We start from the raw sequence: 17,543 nt of genomic DNA, 5'->3' as shown, positions 1-17,543 counted from the left end.
TGGAAGGAGACGAGCGTGCAACTGGAAGCCACCCACCGTGCGGGCATCGTGCTCGGCGCGCACGACGCATTGCAGCGAACCGATACGGCCGCGCGCGACCCCGCGCTGAGCCCCCGGCTGCACAACCCCGACCTCGCGCCGACCAAGGCGGAGGGCCGCACCTGGGGCCGCTACAGCATCTTCGCGCTGTGGACCAACGACGTGCACAACATCGCGAACTACTCGTTCGCGATCGGGCTGTTCGCGCTCGGCCTGTCGGGCTGGCAGATGCTCGCGTCGCTCGCGATCGGCGCGGTGCTCGTGTACGGCTTCATGAACCTCACCGGCTACATGGGCCAGAAGACCGGCGTGCCGTTCCCGGTGATCAGCCGGATGAGCTTCGGCATCTACGGCGCGCTGTTGCCCGCGATGATCCGCGCGGTGATCGCGATCGCATGGTTCGGCATCCAGACCTACCTCGCGTCGGTCGTGCTGCGCGTGCTGCTCACCGCGATCTGGCCGGGCCTCGCCGCGTTCGACGAGAACGCGATCTGCGGGCTGTCGACGCTCGGCTGGGTGACGTTCGTCGCGATCTGGCTGGTGCAGATCGGCATCCTCACCTACGGGATGGAGATGGTCCGCAAGTACGAAGGGCTCGCCGGCCCGATCATCCTCGTCACGACGCTGTCGCTCGCCGCATGGATGTTCAGCCGCACCGGCGGCCATCTCGCGATGTCGATCGGCAAGCCGATGACCGGCCTGAAGATGTGGACCGAGGTGTTCGCGGGCGGCGCGCTGTGGCTTGCAATCTACGGCACGCTGGTGCTCAACTTCTGCGATTTCGCGCGCGCGTCGCCGAGCGCGAAGACGGTGCGGGTCGGCAACTTCTGGGGCCTGCCGGTGAACATCCTGGTGTTCGCGACGATCAGCTTCGTGCTCGCGGGCGCGCAGTTCAAGCTGAACGGCCAGATCATCCACAGCCCGACGGAAATCATCGCGACGGTGCCGAACAAGCTGTTCCTCGTGCTCGGTTGCCTCGCATTCCTGATCGTGACGGTCGCGGTCAACATCATGGCGAACTTCGTCGCGCCGGCCTTCGTGCTGACGAGCCTCGCGCCGCACCGCCTGACGTTCCGCCGCGCGGGCCTGATCAGCGCGACGGTCGCGGTGCTGATCCTGCCGTGGAACCTGTACAACAGCCCGATCGTGATCGTCTACTTCCTGTCCGGCCTCGGCGCGCTGCTCGGCCCGCTGTACGGGATCATCACGGTCGACTACTGGCTCGTGCGCAAGCAGCGCGTGAACGTGCCGGACCTATATACCGAAGCGCCGACCGGCGCCTATTTCTACACGCGCGGCGTGAACCGCAAGGCGCTCGCGGCGCTCGTGCCGTCCGCGCTGATCTCGATCACGCTCGCCGTCGTGCCGGCCTTCAGCGCGATGACGCCGTTCTCCTGGCTGCTCGGCGCGGCCATCGCGGGCAGCGTGTACTGGCTGACGGCCGATCGCGAACGGCAATACGACGAGCGCTCGGGCGAACCCATCGCGGTCGCCTGCGCCCGACACTGAACGCAGCATACGGAGTGCACCGATGAGAATCCTGGTAGTCAACGTCAACACGACCGCGTCGATCACCGACGCCATCGCCGCGCAGGCGCGGGCCGCTGCGTCGCCGGGCACGGAGATCGTCGGGCTGACGCCGCGCTTCGGCGCGGAATCGGTCGAAGGCAACTTCGAGAGCTACCTCGCGGCGATCGCCGTGATGGACCGCGTGTTGAGCTACGACGAGCCGTACGACGCGGTGATCCAGGCCGGCTACGGCGAACACGGCCGCGAAGGGCTGCAGGAACTGCTGACGGTGCCGGTCGTCGACATCACCGAAGCGGCCGCGAGCATCGCGATGCTGCTCGGCCACCGCTACTCGGTCGTCACGACGCTCGACCGCACGGTGCCGCTGATCGAGGATCGCCTGAAGCTCGCCGGGCTCGACGCGCGCTGCGCGTCGGTGCGCGCGAGCGGTCTCGCGGTGCTCGAGCTCGAGGAGAACCCGGCCCGCGCGATCGAGTCGATCGTCGACCAGGCCGCGCGCGCGGTGAAGGACGATCGCGCGGAAGTGATCTGCCTCGGCTGCGGCGGGATGGCCGGCCTCGACCGGCAGATCGAGGAATGCACGGGCGTGCCCGTCGTCGACGGCGTGTCGGCCGCGGTCGCGCTCGCGGAATCGCTGGTGCGCCTGAAGCTGAAGACGTCGAAGGTCCGCACCTATGCGCCGCCGCGCCCGAAGCGGATCGTCGGCTGGCCGGGCACCTTCGTCAAATGACGGGCCGCGGGAACGCGTAGCGACATGCGGGACGCACCGGCGCCGAACGGCCTGTCCCTCGATGCGTCCGACGCAAGGGCTGCGCTCGACGGTCTGGACGCGCGCCTGATGCGCATCCTGCTCGTGCTGCTCACCGAGCGCACCGTGTCGCGCGCGGCCGTGCGGCTGAACATGTCGCAGCCGGCGACGAGCGCCGCGCTCAAGCGGCTGCGCACGCTGCTCGGCGATCCGCTGCTGGTGCGCAGCCGCTACGGCATGGTGCCGACCGAGTTCGGCGCGCGGCTGATCGAGCCGCTGCGCAACGCGCTGCGCGTGATCGACTTCATCCGCATCCAGCAGCCGACCTTCGACGCGCGCACGTCGGTGCGTACCTACCGGATCGGTTGCCCCGACTACCTGAACGTGCTGTTCGTGCCGAAGCTCGTCGCGTTGTTCCGCGAACGCGCGCCGAACGCGCAGCTCGTGTTCCATCCGCTCGGCGACGGCTACGACGACGAACGCGCGCTCGCCGACGGCGAGCTCGACGTCGTGATCGACAATCGCCCTGCCCGCCTGTCGCGGTTCCGGCAGGACGACCTGTTCGACGATCGCGTCGTGTGCCTGATGCGCGCCACGCATCCGCTCGCACGGCGCGGCGCGATGACGGCCGCCGAATTCGCGCGCGCCGCGCAACTGTGCCCGACACCGTCGTGGCTCGAAGCGTCCGGCGCGATCGACCGGCAGCTCGAACGCGTCGGCCTGCAGCGGCGGATCGTCGTCACGCTGCCGCACTTCGAACTCGCCGCGCATGCGCTCGTGCGCTCCGACCTGATCCTCACCACCACGTACCGGCTCGCGCGCCACTACGCGAAGCTGCTGCCGCTCGGCGCGGTGGCGCTGCCGGCCGAGCCGCCCGCAATCGTGTACCGGATGACGTGGAACGAGTCGGGCGCCTGCGTCGACGGCGTGCGCTGGCTGCGCGGGCTGATCGCGGAGGCGACGCGCGGCTGGCTCGACGCGGAGGCCGCGCAGCCGGCCGTCGCGGCGGTTGCCGCGAATGCGGATGCGGATGCGCGGGCGAATGTGCCGATCGCCGACGCCCCGCCGGAACCGACCCGACGCACGCGCCGCCGGCAGGCGACGCATTGCGGTGCATCGCAACGGCCGCGTGTCGCGCGCGCGGCGCGCGTTCATCGCGTCGCGACGAAGTCGCGCTGAATCGATCGCCGACGACAACCTGAACGCGCAAGCCCGGCGGCTCCGTATCGTCGCGTGCAACGAGCGAGGCATGAACGCCCGCCGCACGCATCACGCGTCGCGCATCGGTTGCGCAAGCAACTTGTATGCGATGACGGCGACGGCAAGCGCGAGCACGCCGCTGACCGTCAGCGCCGCGGCGAATCCGCTCGCGAAGGCCGCGGGTGCCGCATCGGCAAGCTGGCGCGCGGCCGACGGCGGCACGTGCGCGAGCGCCTGCGCAAGATCGCCGGCCAGCAGGCTCGACATGAACGGCGCGTCGACGAACGCGCGCATGCCCGGCGCGGCGGACAGCAGCCGGTCGAGGTGCGCGTGCGTGCTCGCGGCCAGCACCGCGCCGAGCACGCCGACGGCCGTCACGATCGCCGAGAAACGCGTGGTCGTGCTGATGCCCGACGCCATTCCGGTACGGCCCGGCGGCACGCACGCCATGATCGCCTTCTGCGTGTCGCCGTTCATGATGCCCGCGCCGCAGCCGGTCACGAACATGCCGAGCGCGACGAGCCGGTAGTCGCCGCCGGCCGTCAGCGCCGCGGTCGCGAGATTGCCCGCGCCGATCAGTGCGAGCCCGCCCGCCAGCACGCCGCCGGACGATACGCGCGCGGCGAGCAGGCCGCCGAGCGACGGCCCTGCGATCATCGCGAACGCGAACGGCAGCATCCCGAGCCCCGCGTCGATCGCGGACATCCCGAACGCGTTCTGCAGGTACAGCGGCAGGAACGTCATCATCACCTGCGCGCACGCCGCATAACCGAACATCGCGAGCACGGCACCGACGAAACGCGGCTGGCGGAACAGCGCCAGATCGATCATGGGCCGCGCCTGCCAGCGCTCCGCGCCGATGAACGCGGCCAGCAGCGCGGCGGCCAGCGCGAACCGGCCGAGCGTCGCGGCCGACAGCCAGCCATGCGACGGCGCGCCGATCAGCGCCGCAATCGCGCAGGCGAGCGCCGCGCCGAACAGCAGGCTGCCGGCGGCATCCACCCGTTTCGCGTGCGGATCGCGCGACTCGTCGATCGCGACGCGCGCGCCGGCCGCGAGCAGCGCGCACACCGGCAGGTTCAGCAGGAACACCCAGCGCCAGCCGATCCACTGCGTGATCGCGCCGCCGACCAGCGGCGCGACGGCCGTCGCGATCCCCATGCACATCCCCCAGATCGCCCACGCACGCGCCCGTTCGCGTCCGTCCGGAAAGCGGTTCGCGATCACCGCGAGCGCGGCCGTCAGCAACAGCGCGGCCCCGCCGCCCTTTGCCGCGCGCGCGGCGATCAGCCAGCCGGCCGACGGCGCGATCCCGCACCCGAGCGACGCGAGCGAAAAGAGCGCGAGCCCCGCGCCGAGCATGCGTTTGCGTCCGAAGCGGTCCGCCAGCCCGCCGGCCGGCAGCAGGCATGCGGCGAACGCGGTCATGTAGGCGCTCACGACCCATTCGATGTCGGCGAAACTCGCATGGAAGCCGCGCGCGATGCTCGGCAGCGACACGGCGACGACGTTCGTGTCGAGCACGATCAGCGAGCACGTCGCCGACGCGACCGCGAGCGTCGCGGCGGCCGGCAGGCGGGTGCCCGTGCGCTCGGCGGCAGGCGCGCCTGCGCGCGGGGCGGGAGAAGACTGGGACATCGACGGCTCCGGAACAAGAGGAACGAGCCGTATGCTAGGCTTGCCCGGTATTACCCGTCATTGACATACCGATGCAGTTTCATTAACGAAAATTGCAATCATGAATCCGCTCGAATTCCGTCACGTGCGCGCGTTCCTGAGCGTCGCGCAGCACCTGCATTTCGCGCGCGCGGCCGACGCGCTCGACATGGCGCCGCCCGCGCTCACGCGGCAGATCCAGGAGGCCGAGCGGCTGCTCGGCGTGCGGCTGTTCCAGCGCTCGCGCCGCGAGGTTTCGCTGACGGCGGCAGGCATTGCGTTTCTCGCCGAGGCGCGCGCGGCGGTCGAGCATCTGCAGCGCGGCCGCGAACTCGCGACGCTCGCCGAGCGCGGCGAACTCGGCCGGATCGAGATCGGCTACGTGTCGTCGGCCGTCTATTCGGGCACGCTGCAGCGCACGGTCGGCGCGTTCCGCGCCGCGCATCCGCGCATCGAGCTGAACCTGCGCGAGGTACCGATGGACGACGTCGCGAAACAGCTCGACGCGGGCCGGCTCGACCTCGCGTACGTGCGCCCGCCGTTGCCGCTGCCGGGCGGGCTGCGGATCGTCACGCTGCAGCGCGACGTATTCGTCGCGGCGGTGCCGGCCGATTCGCGTTATGCGGCGATGACCGCCGTGCGTGCCGCCGATCTCGCCGACGCGCGCTTCGCCGTGCCGGAACAGGAGCGCGGCACGCTCGAAGTCGCACGCCGCGGCCGCTTCGCGCCGGTGATCGCCGCGCGGCCGGGCGGGTTGCTCGCGGTGCTCGCGTGCGTATCGGTAAACGGCTGGGTCGCCGTGATCCCGGACGCGCTCGCCGGCTGCGTGTCGTTGCCGGGCGTCGTGTACCGGCCGATCGCCGGCAAGCCGATCATGTCCGAACTCGCGCTCGCGTACCGGCGCTTCGAGAAGGCGCCCGCGGTACGCGCGTTCCTGCGCGCCGTTCCTGCCGCGGGCTAGCGCCTGTCTCGCCGATAACGGACGCGCGAATAAGCATTTCGCGATTCGATGTTTGCCGGCGCGAAACCGATTCCGTAATCTGCCCGGCAGCCGCGCGGCCTCTCGCGCGGATCACCGAGGACCTGCCGCCGATGACTTCGCCCCCCGCCCCGGCCCGCCGCCGCGCACTGCTGCGCGTGGCCGCCCTGGCCGCCGCACCGCTTGCCGGCGCCGCCGCACGGCCCGTCCGCGCGGCCGGCCCCGACCTGTCCAACGTGACGCTGGTGCTCGGCGACCAGGCCGGCGGCCTGCGCGCGCTGGCCGAAGCCGCGCGCGTGCTCGACGGCGTGCCGTACCGGTTTCGCTGGGCGAATTTCCAGGGCGCCGCGCCGCTGTTCGAAGCACAGCGCGCGGGTGCGATCGACCTCGCGCCGGCCGGCGACCTGCCGGTGTTGACGGCCGCGCTCGGCGATCCGGCGCTGCGGATCGTGGCCACGCGCGTCGGCTCGCCGACATCGCTCGGCATCGTCGTGCAGCCCGATTCGCCGGTGCGCACCGTCGCCGACCTGAAGGGGCGCACCGTCGTCGTGTCGTCGGCGCGCGGCAGCATCTCGCAATACCAGCTCTACGGCGCGCTGCGCGAACACGGCCTCGCGCCTGGCGACGTCGACGTGCGCTTCGTGCTGCCGGTCGACGCGTTCGCCGCGTTCGAGGCCAGGCAGATCGGTATCTGGGCGACCTTCGATCCGTATTACGGCAACGTGGTCCGGCGCGGTGCGCGCATCGTGCGCGACGGCAGCGGGATCAATTCCGGGCTCGCGTTCCTCACGTCGCCGGTCGACACGCTCGACGATCGCGCGAAGCGCGCGGCGCTGTCGGACGTGCTCGCGCGGCTCACCCGAGCCGGCCAGTGGGCGCTCGCGCATCCCGCCGATTACGCGACCGTCTATGCGTCGCTCACGCGCCTGCCGCGCGAGGCGGCCGCCGACATCGCGCGCCGGGCGGCGCTCGCGCAGCGCGGTGTCACCGACGCGGACATCGACGTGCTGCAGCGCGTCGCCGATCGCGCGGCCGCGGACGCGATCCTGCCGAAGCGCGTCGACGTCGCGTCGATCGCGGTGCGCAACCTGTCGGCCGCGTAACCGGCTGCACGTCGTCGCCTGTGCGGGCGTTCAACGCGCCTTCGCCATGTCGAGATCCGGCACGTCATCGCCGAACGTCGACGCAACCAGCGTGCGCATCGCGGCGACCAGCAGCGTCGGGCCCGACTGGTTGAACGTGCAGCGCTCGCCGGCCGCCGGCACTGCCCGATGCAGCACCGCGCGCCACGCACCGTGCCCGCCGTCGCGCTCGAACGCGCCGAACGGCAAACGCTCGACGAGCGGCCCGCCGTCTACCCACGACGACGACGGCGCGTACGGCACCGGCGTGCCGCCCGGTTCGCGCAGGACCGTGCATCCCGCGGCGTCGACGCGCGGCGCGCCGAGTGCTTCCGCCATCGCCACCCAGAAATCGAGCGGCGCACCGACCAGATCGTGAACCTGCATCGCGCCCTCCCGCGGCCGTGAAAACGCCATCCTAGCGCTGCCGCGCGCGATGCGCCGGCCACGCCGCGACCGGTGCGTTGCCCGGCAAGCGCGCCCGTCGTGCGAAACCGCCGATACGTGTTACGAATCGGCGATTCCTGCGTACAATGAACGCAACTCGTATCGTCCGGGCGGCGGTGGACACGCACCCCGGAACCGCATTCACGCCGAACCGGGCCGGGCCTGTTCGGCGGACGACAACCGGAACCATACGGTGCAGCGCAGGCCGGATCTCTCGGGAGACCGCAGCATGTCCACGCACGCCAGGAAACCGCTGATATCGCTCGTCGTGCCGTTTCATGACGAAGAGGAAACGATCGACGCGTTCTTTGCCGAAACGCTGCCCGTTCTCGAGTCGGTCGCCGGGGTCCGCTTCGAGATCGTCTGCATCAACGACGGCAGCCGCGATCGCACGCTCGACCGGCTGCTCGCGATCGCCGCCCGCGACGCGCGCGTACACGTCGTGGATCTCACACGCCGCTTCGGCAAGGAAGCCGCGCTCACCGCGGGCCTCGACGAGGCCGCCGGCGCCGCGGTGATCCTGATCGACGCCGACCTGCAGGACCCTCCCGCCCTGATTCCCGCGATGATCGAACACTGGCGCGCCGGTGCCGAAGTCGTCGCCGCGAAACGCACCGACCGCATGTGCGACCCATACCTGCAGCGCGCGGCGGCGGCGCTCTACTATCGCGTACACAACGCGCTGTCCGAAGTCGAAATGCCGGAAAACGTCGGCGATTTCCGCCTGATGGATCGCGAGGTCGTCGAAGCGCTGCGCGCGCTGCCGGAGCGGCGGCGGTTCATGAAGGGGCTGTTCGCGTGGGTCGGCTTTCGCACCGCTATCGTCGAATACACGCGTGCGCCGCGCAGCGGCGGCCGCTCGAAGTTCTCCGGATGGCGACGCTGGAACTTCGCGCTCGAGGGCATCACGAGCTTCAGCACCGTGCCGCTGCGCGTGTGGACCTACGTCGGTCTCACGTTCGCGATGCTGTCCCTCGCGTATGGCGCCTTCATCGTGGTGCGCACGCTGCTGTACGGCAATCCGGTGCACGGCTACCCGTCGCTGATTTCCGTCGTGCTGTTCGTCGGCGGCATCCAGCTGATCGGTATCGGCGTGATCGGCGAATACCTCGGTCGGATCTATCACGAGTCCAAGCAGCGCCCCGTCTATCTCGTGAGGCGGCGCTACCGTGCCGAGCGCGATGCCGCCGCCCAGCCGGCATCGAAGCTGCTGCAGTTTCCGCTGAAGCGCGCGCCCGCGGCCCGCCGCAGGGCAGCGATGCCGGCGGTCGCCGGCGCCGCCGCCCGCAAAGCGTCGTTCAAGTAGAACCGGACCGCCGCAATTGGACATTCCCCGCGAATCGATGCGCTCGGCGGAGCGGCCCGTGCGCGCGTGGCTCACGCCGCGGCGCGTCGTCGTGTACAGCGTGTTGATGCTCGTGCTCGACGCACTGTTCGTCACGATCTGGACGACCGTCGTTCGTCACGGGGCCGGGAGCATCGGGGCACGCCCCGGTGCCGACTTCTCGGTGTTCTGGTCGGCCTCGTACGTGATGCTGCACGGCTCGCCGGCGCAGGCGTACGACTTCTCCGCCTTCTCGCGGCTGACGACCGGCCTGTTCACGCATCTTCGCCGCGACGTCTTCGCCCCGTGGCTGTACCCGCCCACCTATTTGCTGCTCGTGACCCCGCTGGCGCTACTGCCCTTCGCGCTCGGTTACCCGGTGTTCGTCACGATCGGCGTCGTCGTGCTCGGCCTCGTCGCGTGGCGCGTTTCGCGTCTCGGCACGATTCCGGGCGCATCGCGCGTCGGCCCGCTCGCGCTGGCCGCCGCGCCTTGCGTGTTCGTCACAGCGACGCTCGGACAAAACGCGTTCCTGACCGCATCGTGCGCGGCGCTGGCCGTCCACTGGGCCGAACGGCGGCCGATCTGGGCGGGCCTCTGCATCGGCCTGCTGTCGGTCAAGCCGCAGATGGCGCTGCTGTTCCCGTTCGTGCTGGTCGCCGTGCGCGCATGGCGCACGATCGCATGGGCCGCGCTCGCCACCGGCACGTTCGTCGCGCTGAGCGTCCTGGTCTGCGGCATCGAGTCGCTGCGCCTGTTCGTCGCGAGCACCGGACTCGCGCGATCGATCGTCCTCGAACACGGTGTCGTGTTCTGGCTCGCGTCGCCGACGCCGTTCGCGGCGTTCCGGCTTGCGGGCGTGCCGCTCGGTGCCGCCTATGCCGCGCAAGCGTGTATTGCGGCAATCGCGATCGCCGCCGCGTGCATCGCATGGACGCAATCGCGCGATACCCGCGTGCGCGCCGCCGTGCTGGCGGTCGCGACGCTCGTGGCGAACCCGTACGTGTGGCACTACGAACTTGCGTGGCTCGCCATCGCGATCGCCTGCATGCTGTCGATCGGCTGGCGCGACGGCTGGCTGCGCGGCGAACAGGCCGCGATCGCGCTGATATGGGCGCTGCCGGTCGCCGAATACCTGAACCCGTGGCTGCTGCTGCCGCAGATCGGCCCGGCCGTGACGCTCTTCGCGCTGCTCGTGCTGCTGCGCCGCGCGCGGCACGATGCTCACAACGCGAGCCGCGGCGGCACGTACACGCCGTAGTACGGCCCGACGCCCGTCGCGACGCCGGTCATCTTCACGCCGGCGACGAAGTGCCCCTGGATGTACTTGTACGTGCCGCCGAGCGACACGTCGATACGGAACGCCGCGAACGCGACGATCGGCACGTAGGTGCTGCTCGCCGTCTGCGTGACGACCGGCAGCACGACCGTCGTGCCGACCGGCACCGACGTGTAGAGCGTCGCCTTCACGCCGGTCGCGAGATAGATGCTGTCGCCGATATTGAGCGTCGTCGGGTTGCCGGTCACCATCAGGCCGCCCATCGTCGTCGTGTCGGTCGCGGTCGACAGGAACGACGTCCACTGGCCGCCCATGCACAGCGTGCCGTAGGTCTGGCCGTTCGTGATCGAGAATTCGTACGGCAGGTTGGTCAGCGGATTGATCAGCGGCTGGTTGGTCAACGTGTTCCAGTACTGGTTGTACACGCACTGGTCGATCGCGACCGGAAAGAGCCCGCCCGCCGCCACCCCGCCCGGCGCGGCGAGCACCGCGATCGCGGTCGCGCTGCCGGACGCGCCCGGAATGCCGAGCAGCCCGCCGAGCAGCAGCGGAATCGAGCCGCCGTTCACGCCCGGCGCGCGCGACACGGTGACCTGAACCGCCGGCACGTCGTATTGGCCGGGCGTGATGGTCGTCGGCTGCATCGATGCGGGGTTGCGCGTCACGTTCCAGTACCCGGTCGTCACCGTGCCGGTCGCGAGCGGCGCGCCTGCCGCCGCATTCTGCGCGATCACGCCGTTCGCCGCCGGCGCGGCCTGCGACCAGTTCAGCGCGCCGCCCGTGGGCGACATCATCGCGTCGGCCGCCGCGAGCGCGGCCGCGTCGGCGGCGTTCTGCAACTGGTTGCGCACCGTGGCCACCCACGCGATGTCGATTGCCAGCGCGCCGAACGACAGCAGCGGAATCAGGAACAGCAGGAAGAACAGCGCGACGGAGCCGCGCTCGCGCGTGGCGCCGATGCATGGCGTGCCGGCTGCGTCATTCATAGAGCATCACCGAGCTGGCCGAGATCGTCACCGGGCCGGTGAGCGCGCTGAATGCCGACCCCAGCACCAGCCCCGAATACGTGTAGGTCACCGTGACCGTCAGCGCGGTGCCGGCCGTCGTGCCGTTCGCCTGCGTCACGGTGATGGTCGGCGTCGTCGCGGTGCCGCCGGTGATGAGGCTGTTCTGCGTGTAGGTCGATGCGACGTTGGCGATCTGTGTCGGGGTCAGCATCGGCACGCGCAGCACGACGCCCGCGCGCGCGGCCTCGCGGCTCGCGTTCGTGATGACGGCCTTGTCGCACAGCAGCAGGCTCGTGTCGATGATGCCGATCAGCACCATCAGCAGGAACGGCAGCATCAGCACGAACTCGAGGGATACGACGCCGCGCGCGTGACGGACGCCCATCGCCTGGCGTGTCATCTTGCCGCCCCCGCGGCGGGCGGCAGCGCGTGCGGGTCGAGCGCGGCCCCCGTCGACGGTCGTGCGGCGGCGGGCGCCGGGCGCGCCGCAAGCTGCGCGCGCACTGCCTCGTAGACGCGCAAATTGTCGGCCACCGCCGATGCGGGCAGATCCGCCGACAACAGCTTCTTCGCCGAATCGGTGTTGCCGAGCACGCCATACGCGAACGCGAGGTTCTGGCGCGCCTGCCACGGCGCATCGGGTAGCCCGGCCACGTCGAGCAGCACGTTCACGCCTTCGCGCGGCCGGTTGCTCAGCACGAGCGACAGCCCGAGGTCGACGCGCAAGCCCTTCGCATCCGGATGCACGCGCAGCGCATCGCGGTATACGGCCTGCGCGTCTTCATGGCGGCCCTGCAGGTCGAGCACCGTGCCGAGCCCTTCCGCCGCAAGCGGCAGGTTCGGCTGCGCGGCCAGCAGCTCGCGGTAGCGCTGGGCGGCCTCGTCGAGCCGGCGCTGCCGCAACGCGACGCGCGCGAGCCCGACCTGCGGCCCGGGTTCCGCGGGTGCCTGCTGTCGTGCCTGCTCGTAGAGAATCCGCGCGCGCTCCAGATCGCCCGCGCGGTAGCTGACGTCGCCCAGCCCGAGGCGCGCCGGGAGCGAATCGGGATGCCGGGCGAGCACCTTCTCGTACAGCGTCGACGCGAGATCGACGTTGCCGCCGGCGAGCGCGCTGTCGGCAATGCGCAGTTCGGCCTGCGGGTCGTCGCTCTTGTGCGACAGCGCCGGCCGCGTCTGGATGCCCGGCGCGCAGCCGCCGGCCAGCACCGGCAACACCGCCGCGAATGCGAACGCACGGATCACGGATCGTGTCATTTGAACACCTCGAGCAGGCGAATCGCCGCCGGGCCCGCCGCGATCAGGCCGACCGTCGGCAGGATGAACAGCATCATCGGCAGCGTGATCTTCGGCGCGAGCTTCGCGGCCTGCTCCTCGAGCGCGACGATCTGCTCGGTGCGCTCGCTGCGCGACAGCGTTCGCAGCGCCTGCGTGATCGGCGTGCCGAAGCGCTGCGATTGCGTGAGCGTCGTGGCAAGCGAGCGCGCCGACGCAAAGTCGACGCGCGTCGCGAAATGCGTGAGCGCTTCGGATACGTTGCCGCTCAGCGTCAGCTCGTCCGCGCATACCGTCAGCTCGTCGGCGAGCGGCGGGCAGATGCGCTCGAGTTCGCGCGCGACGCGCCGCACGCCCGATACGAGGCTGTTGCCGGCCATCGTGCAGATCACCAGCAGGTCGAGGGCGTCCGGAAAGCACGCGGCGATGATCCGCCGGCGCCGCCGGATCATTGCGCCGAGCACGTATTCCGGCACGATCACGCCGATCACGAACGCGGCGACCATCGCCAGCGCCCGGATCACGACGTATTCGCCGAAGCGCGGAATGTACGGGCTGAACACGATCGCGACGCCCGCGAGCAGCACGCCGCAGCTCAGCTTGATGCCGATCATCGACGACACCGCACGCCGCTCGCGAAAGCCCGCGCGCGTCAGCTGCAGCGCGAGCTTCACACGCTGCATCGGGTCGAGCACGGGCAACCGCTCGCCGAGTTGCGCGAGCCGCCGCGTCAGGTCCTGACGTACCTCGCCCGGCTGCAGCCGCCCCGCCACCAGCGAAAGCGGACGTTGCCCGGCCGCCTGCTGCACGCGCTCCGCGATTCGCCGGCGCGTGCCGCCGCCGGGCGTCGCGAGCGCCGCCGCGACGCACGCGAGCAGCAGCAACAGTTCGAGGCCGCGGGCGGCCAGCATCGACATCGTCATCGCGCGGTATCCAGTTTCGAGATCTTGTGAATCGTCAGCAGTCCGATCGTCAGCAGCACCGCGGCGATCGTCAGCATCACGCGTCCGGCATGCGTGTCGAACAGCAGCATCACGTACGCGCGGTTCACGAGGAACAGCGCGCCGATCATCACGAACGGCACCGCCGAAATGATCTTCGTCGTGATCCGCCCCTCGGCGGTCAACGCGCGCGTTTTCAGGCGTATGTCGCGGCGCGTGCGGATGATGCTCGACAGCTCGTCGAGCGTCTCGCCGAGGCTGCCGCCGGTCTCGCGCTGCAGCAGCAGGTAGACGGTGAAGAACGAGAAATCCGCGATCATCAGCCGGTCTGCCGCGTGCGTCAGCACGTCCTTCAGATCCGCGCCGACGCGCAGGCTGTCGCCCATCGAGCGGAAGGTCGAGCGCACCGGCTCCGCCGCGCTGTCGCCCACCGTGCTGATCGCCTGCGTGACCGGAATGCCCGCGCGCACCGCCCGCACGATCAGGTCGATCGCGTCCGGGAACGCTTCGAGAAAACGCAGCCGGAACCGCTCGACCAGCGCGCGATAGCTGGCGCGCATCGCCACCAGCGGCAGCCCGACGTAGATCAGCGGATGGAGCGCGTGCGGCAACGCGACGAGTTGCACCACCACGATCGCGGCAATCGCGCCGGCAATCGTGCCGGCGACGACGATCCGCATCCCGCGTTCGCCGCCAACCGCCCGCACGCGCGTCACGTAGCGCTGCAGCCACGCGCGCGCGCGGCTTTGCCGCCGCGGCAGGTTGAACAGCGCGATGCCGGGTGCCGCGGCCGCACCGGCTTCCCGACCCGCCAGCGACGGTGCAAGGTGCCGCATCCGCTCGCGAATGCGCTGCTCCGGCGTGTGGCGCGCACGGTCCAGCCACGCGGACAGCGCGAGGCCCGCCGCGAGGATCACGACGAATGCGCCGAGCGCGAGCAGGTCCGCGGTGCTCATTGCCGGAAGACCTCGGTGAGCGCGTCCTCGACGCCGTAGTACGCGGCGCGCGGCGCGAACGCCGGCCGCAGCGACGACGCCTCGAACACGCCTTTCACCACGTCCCGCGTCGTATCGCCTTCCTGGCGGAACGCGAACAGGTCCTGCGTGATCACCACCTCGCCTTCCATTCCGACGATCTCGGTGATCCGGGTCACGCGGCGCACGCCGTCGCGCATCCGCTCGACCTGCACGAACAGGTGCACGGCGCTCGCGATCTGGCGGCGGATCGACAGCAGCTGCAGGTTCGCGTTCGCCATCATCACCATGCTTTCGAGCCGGCTGATCGCGTCGCGCGGCGAGTTCGCATGGATCGTCGTCATCGAGCCGTCGTGCCCGGTATTCATCGCCTGCAGCACGTCGAACGCTTCCGCGCCGCGGATTTCGCCGAGGATGATGCGGTCGGGCCGCATCCGCAGCGCGTTGCGCACGAGGTCGCGCTGCGAGATCCCGCCGAGCCCTTCCGTATTCTCCGGCCGCGTCTCGAGACTGACGACGTGCGGCTGCAGCAGTTGCAGCTCGGCCGCATCCTCGATCGTCACGATCCGCTCGTGCTCCTCGATGTGTTGCGACAGCGCGTTGAGCAGCGTCGTCTTGCCCGAACCGGTGCCGCCGGAGATCACGATGTTCAGCCGGCACGCGCACGCGATCTTCAGCACCTGCAGCATCCCGTGCGAGATGTTGCCCTGATGCGCCATCCGCGCGAGCGTGATGTCGCGCTTCGCGAACTTGCGGATCGAGATCGACGCGCCGCGCATCGCGATCGGCGGCAGGACCACGTTCACGCGGCTGCCGTCGGCAAGACGCGCGTCGACCATCGGGCTGCTCTCGTCGACGCGGCGCCCGACCGCCGCCGCGATCCGCTGCGCGACGCTCGTCACGTGCGCGTTGTCGCGAAACTTCAGCGGCGTGAGTTCGAGCCGGCCCGCGCGCTCGACGTACACCTGGTCGGGGCCGTTCACGAGGATGTCGGAGACGGTGTCGTCGGCGAGCAGCGGCTCGATCGGCCCGACGCCGAACATGTCGTTCAGGATCGCGTCGACGATCAGCACCTGCTCGCCCGCCGTGATCTTCAGGCGCTCGCGCTCGACCGTGTGCGCGGCCACCTGCTCGATGCCCGCGCGCACTTCGTCGCGCGTCTTCATCAGCGCCGCCGACATGTTCATCGACGAGAACACCGCGGTGCGAATCGCGTCGAACTTGCCGGAACGAATCAGCGCCTCGTGGGTATCGGCCACCGCAAGCCCGCGCGCGGATGCGGGCGCCTGGCTCGCTGCCGGGCCCGGCACCGGTGCGCCGTCGGGCGGCGCGGCGGGAGAAGCCGCCGGCCCGGGCGCAGGCGTCGACCGTTTGCGGGTACCGAACGTCACGATCCTTTCCTCCATTTCACGAAGCGCGCGTACCACGGCTGCGCGACGGCCATCGATTCGCCGGTGATGCCGTTCGCGAGCAGCCGGATCTCGTCCAGGAAGCCGCGGCGTTTCGTGCCTTCGATCGGCTCGCCGAGGTTCTCGGCGACCGCGAGCGTCTGCGGCTCGTGCGGCAGCTCGCGCAGCCGCACGCCGCCGAATGCGTCCTCGAAGTCGGCCGGCGCGACGCGCCCCTTGACCGGCTCGAGCGGGTTGTTCAGCATCATCGACAGCAGCCGCTCGCCGGGCAGCTCCCTCACGAAGCGCGCAAGCCGGGCGGCTTCGTACGCGGCATGCACCGAGCGGTCGGCGACGATATAGACGAGATCGGACACCGTCAGCGCATCCTCGAACAGTTTGCCGGCGCGGTTGCCCACGTCGAACAGCACGTAATGGAAGCGGTCCTTCAGCATCTCGACGAGCGACGCGATCGCCTCGTCGCGCAGCGGCGCGTCGTCGCCATACGCCAGTTCGGCCGAGAGCACGTGCAGGCGGTCGCCCTTCGTGACGAACATGCGGTCGAACAACGCGTCGTCGGGACGCTGTTCCATGTTCAGCAGTTCGATCAGCCCGTTGTTGCTCGACAGCCCGAGCATCGAGTTCGCGCCGCCGCCGTGCAGGTTCAGGTCGACGTATGCCACGCGGCGGCGCTTCTCGCCCGCCAGGCAGCGCGCGAGACTCACCGCGACCGTCGTCGTGCCGACGCCGCCGCGCGCGCCGACGAAGCTGACGATCTTGCCGGTGCGCACCTGCACGACCGATTCCGTCGCGGTCAACGCGCGCCGCATCAACTCGACGGTCAGCGGCTTCACGATGTAGTCCTGCACACCGATGCCGAGCAGGTTGCGGAACAGCCCGACGTCGTTCTGCGTGCCGATCGCGACCACCCTCACGGACGGATCGCACACGTCGGCGAGGCGCATCAGGTCGGACACCGGCAGCACCGAATCCGACACGTCGACGATCAGCTGGCGCGGCGAGCGCTCGTGCTGCTGCAGCAGCCGGATCGCGTCGTCGCAGTTGCCCGGCTGCACGTGGGCGCGCGTGATCGACAAGTCCTGGGCGACGCGGCGAATCACGTCTTCGCTGCCGGCATCGGACACGACCGCGATGAGATCCGCCGCACCGGCTGCGGCGGCGCGCTTGGCATTCTGGCGATCGAGGACGTTCATGGGCGGCATCGCGATGGGCATCGGGAGCGGGTCAGTGGCCGGGCGAGCCGGTCGTCGTCAGCGTCTTGTCCGGAGCCGGCTGCTTCACGCGATCCTCGACGTAGCGGCGCACCGCGTCGGCGGCGACTTGCGCATCGGCGCCGCCGTACGGCACGGGCGCGACCAGGTCTTCCGGCCGCGCGAGCATCGTCGCGAGATTCGTGTAGGTCGCGCAGCCGAACGGCACGCCGGGCCGCCCGAACCCCGCATCGACGAGATGCGACGGCTGCATCAGCTTCGCGCAGTCGGGCGGCACCGCGTGCACGCCGTCGAAGCCGATCGCGCGCGCATCGGGCAGGTTGAGCGGCGGCGGCGCCGAGAAGCAGCCCGCAAGCACCAGTGGCGGCAAGGCGGCGACGATGGTTCGAACTCGCATGCGCGCTCC

The 17,543-nt window shown here is 70.4% G+C and carries 17 protein-coding genes; 7 read left to right on the top strand and 10 right to left on the bottom strand.

Annotated features, from left to right (window positions below; translation table 11 throughout):
- Window positions 1–15 precede the first annotated feature (15 nt).
- The 3 genes from DIE17_RS27130 to DIE17_RS27120 are packed head-to-tail and all read left to right on the top strand — an operon-like array spanning window position 16 to window position 3,496.
- A complete protein-coding gene (locus tag DIE17_RS27130) occupies window positions 16–1,548 on the top strand; it encodes an NCS1 family nucleobase:cation symporter-1 (RefSeq protein ID WP_124521134.1) in 1,533 nt (510 codons plus the stop codon).
- 22 nt (window positions 1,549–1,570) lie between these two features.
- Entirely contained in the window at window positions 1,571–2,299 is a 729-nt protein-coding gene (locus DIE17_RS27125; RefSeq protein ID WP_124521136.1) for an aspartate/glutamate racemase family protein, read from the top strand.
- Between the two features lie 24 nt (window positions 2,300–2,323).
- Window positions 2,324–3,496, top strand: a complete 1,173-nt coding sequence (locus DIE17_RS27120; RefSeq protein ID WP_124921395.1) for a LysR family transcriptional regulator — start codon at window positions 2,324–2,326, stop codon at window positions 3,494–3,496.
- 90 nt (window positions 3,497–3,586) lie between these two features.
- On the opposite strand, the gene DIE17_RS27115 is transcribed toward DIE17_RS27120, so the two are convergent.
- Window positions 3,587–5,155: an MFS transporter gene (locus DIE17_RS27115; RefSeq protein WP_124521140.1), complete on the bottom strand. Its 1,569-nt coding sequence runs from the start codon at window positions 5,153–5,155 to the stop codon at window positions 3,587–3,589.
- Between the two features lie 100 nt (window positions 5,156–5,255).
- On the opposite strand from DIE17_RS27115, the gene DIE17_RS27110 reads away from it, so the two are divergent.
- Both DIE17_RS27110 and DIE17_RS27105 read left to right on the top strand, forming a co-directional pair.
- Complete coding sequence (locus tag DIE17_RS27110; protein ID WP_124521142.1) at window positions 5,256–6,134, top strand: LysR family transcriptional regulator; 879 nt, start codon at window positions 5,256–5,258, stop codon at window positions 6,132–6,134.
- Window positions 6,135–6,265: 131 nt separating this feature from the next.
- The gene (locus DIE17_RS27105) at window positions 6,266–7,255 is read left to right on the top strand and encodes an ABC transporter substrate-binding protein (RefSeq protein ID WP_124488406.1); all 990 of its coding nucleotides are present in this window, start codon (window positions 6,266–6,268) and stop codon (window positions 7,253–7,255) included.
- A gap of 30 nt (window positions 7,256–7,285) precedes the next feature.
- Here the strand turns inward: DIE17_RS27105 and DIE17_RS27100 are convergent, their stop codons facing one another.
- Window positions 7,286–7,660, bottom strand: a complete 375-nt coding sequence (locus tag DIE17_RS27100) for a phage protein NinX family protein (RefSeq protein ID WP_044843879.1) — start codon at window positions 7,658–7,660, stop codon at window positions 7,286–7,288.
- Window positions 7,661–7,949: 289 nt separating this feature from the next.
- Here DIE17_RS27100 and DIE17_RS27095 point away from each other — a divergent pair, with 289 nt between their 5' ends.
- Window positions 7,950–9,026 (top strand): glycosyltransferase family 2 protein, encoded by a 1,077-nt coding sequence (locus tag DIE17_RS27095; protein ID WP_124521144.1) that lies wholly within the window; start codon window positions 7,950–7,952, stop codon window positions 9,024–9,026.
- Between the two features lie 16 nt (window positions 9,027–9,042).
- The gene (locus DIE17_RS27090; RefSeq protein WP_260429011.1) at window positions 9,043–10,305 is read left to right on the top strand and encodes a glycosyltransferase family 87 protein; all 1,263 of its coding nucleotides are present in this window, start codon (window positions 9,043–9,045) and stop codon (window positions 10,303–10,305) included.
- Here the strand turns inward: DIE17_RS27090 and DIE17_RS27085 are convergent.
- Genes DIE17_RS27085 through DIE17_RS27050 form a run of 8 tightly spaced genes read right to left on the bottom strand, consistent with a single transcriptional unit; the run spans window position 10,269 to window position 17,534 of the window.
- Window positions 10,269–11,309, bottom strand: coding sequence for a TadG family pilus assembly protein (locus tag DIE17_RS27085; protein WP_124521146.1), 1,041 nt, complete (start codon window positions 11,307–11,309; stop codon window positions 10,269–10,271). The two genes, DIE17_RS27090 and DIE17_RS27085, sit on opposite strands and share 37 nt — an antisense overlap.
- A complete protein-coding gene (locus DIE17_RS27080) occupies window positions 11,302–11,730 on the bottom strand; it encodes a TadE/TadG family type IV pilus assembly protein (RefSeq protein ID WP_044843875.1) in 429 nt (142 codons plus the stop codon). The genes DIE17_RS27085 and DIE17_RS27080 overlap by 8 nt, the downstream gene beginning before the upstream one ends.
- On the bottom strand, window positions 11,727–12,584 hold the full coding sequence (locus DIE17_RS27075; RefSeq protein ID WP_124521148.1) for a lipopolysaccharide assembly protein LapB: 858 nt from the start codon (window positions 12,582–12,584) through the stop codon (window positions 11,727–11,729). Before DIE17_RS27075 ends, DIE17_RS27080 begins: the two co-directional genes overlap by 4 nt.
- Window positions 12,581–13,525 carry a type II secretion system F family protein gene (locus tag DIE17_RS27070; RefSeq protein WP_124521150.1) on the bottom strand — a complete coding sequence of 315 codons (945 nt, stop codon included), beginning with the start codon at window positions 13,523–13,525 and terminating at the stop codon, window positions 12,581–12,583. Before DIE17_RS27070 ends, DIE17_RS27075 begins: the two co-directional genes overlap by 4 nt.
- Window positions 13,522–14,499 carry a type II secretion system F family protein gene (locus DIE17_RS27065; RefSeq protein WP_124488401.1) on the bottom strand — a complete coding sequence of 326 codons (978 nt, stop codon included), beginning with the start codon at window positions 14,497–14,499 and terminating at the stop codon, window positions 13,522–13,524. The genes DIE17_RS27070 and DIE17_RS27065 overlap by 4 nt, the downstream gene beginning before the upstream one ends.
- Window positions 14,496–15,908 carry a CpaF family protein gene (locus DIE17_RS27060; RefSeq protein WP_124521152.1) on the bottom strand — a complete coding sequence of 471 codons (1,413 nt, stop codon included), beginning with the start codon at window positions 15,906–15,908 and terminating at the stop codon, window positions 14,496–14,498. Before DIE17_RS27060 ends, DIE17_RS27065 begins: the two co-directional genes overlap by 4 nt.
- Window positions 15,905–17,128: an AAA family ATPase gene (locus DIE17_RS27055; RefSeq protein WP_124521154.1), complete on the bottom strand. Its 1,224-nt coding sequence runs from the start codon at window positions 17,126–17,128 to the stop codon at window positions 15,905–15,907. The genes DIE17_RS27060 and DIE17_RS27055 overlap by 4 nt, the downstream gene beginning before the upstream one ends.
- A gap of 22 nt (window positions 17,129–17,150) precedes the next feature.
- The gene (locus DIE17_RS27050; RefSeq protein WP_044843870.1) at window positions 17,151–17,534 is read right to left on the bottom strand and encodes a CpaD family pilus assembly lipoprotein; all 384 of its coding nucleotides are present in this window, start codon (window positions 17,532–17,534) and stop codon (window positions 17,151–17,153) included.
- Window positions 17,535–17,543: the final 9 nt, after the last annotated feature.

The organism is Burkholderia sp. Bp9099 (assembly GCF_003857805.1).
Lineage (GTDB): Bacteria > Pseudomonadota > Gammaproteobacteria > Burkholderiales > Burkholderiaceae > Burkholderia.
This window is presented reverse-complemented; position numbering and strand designations above follow the sequence as displayed.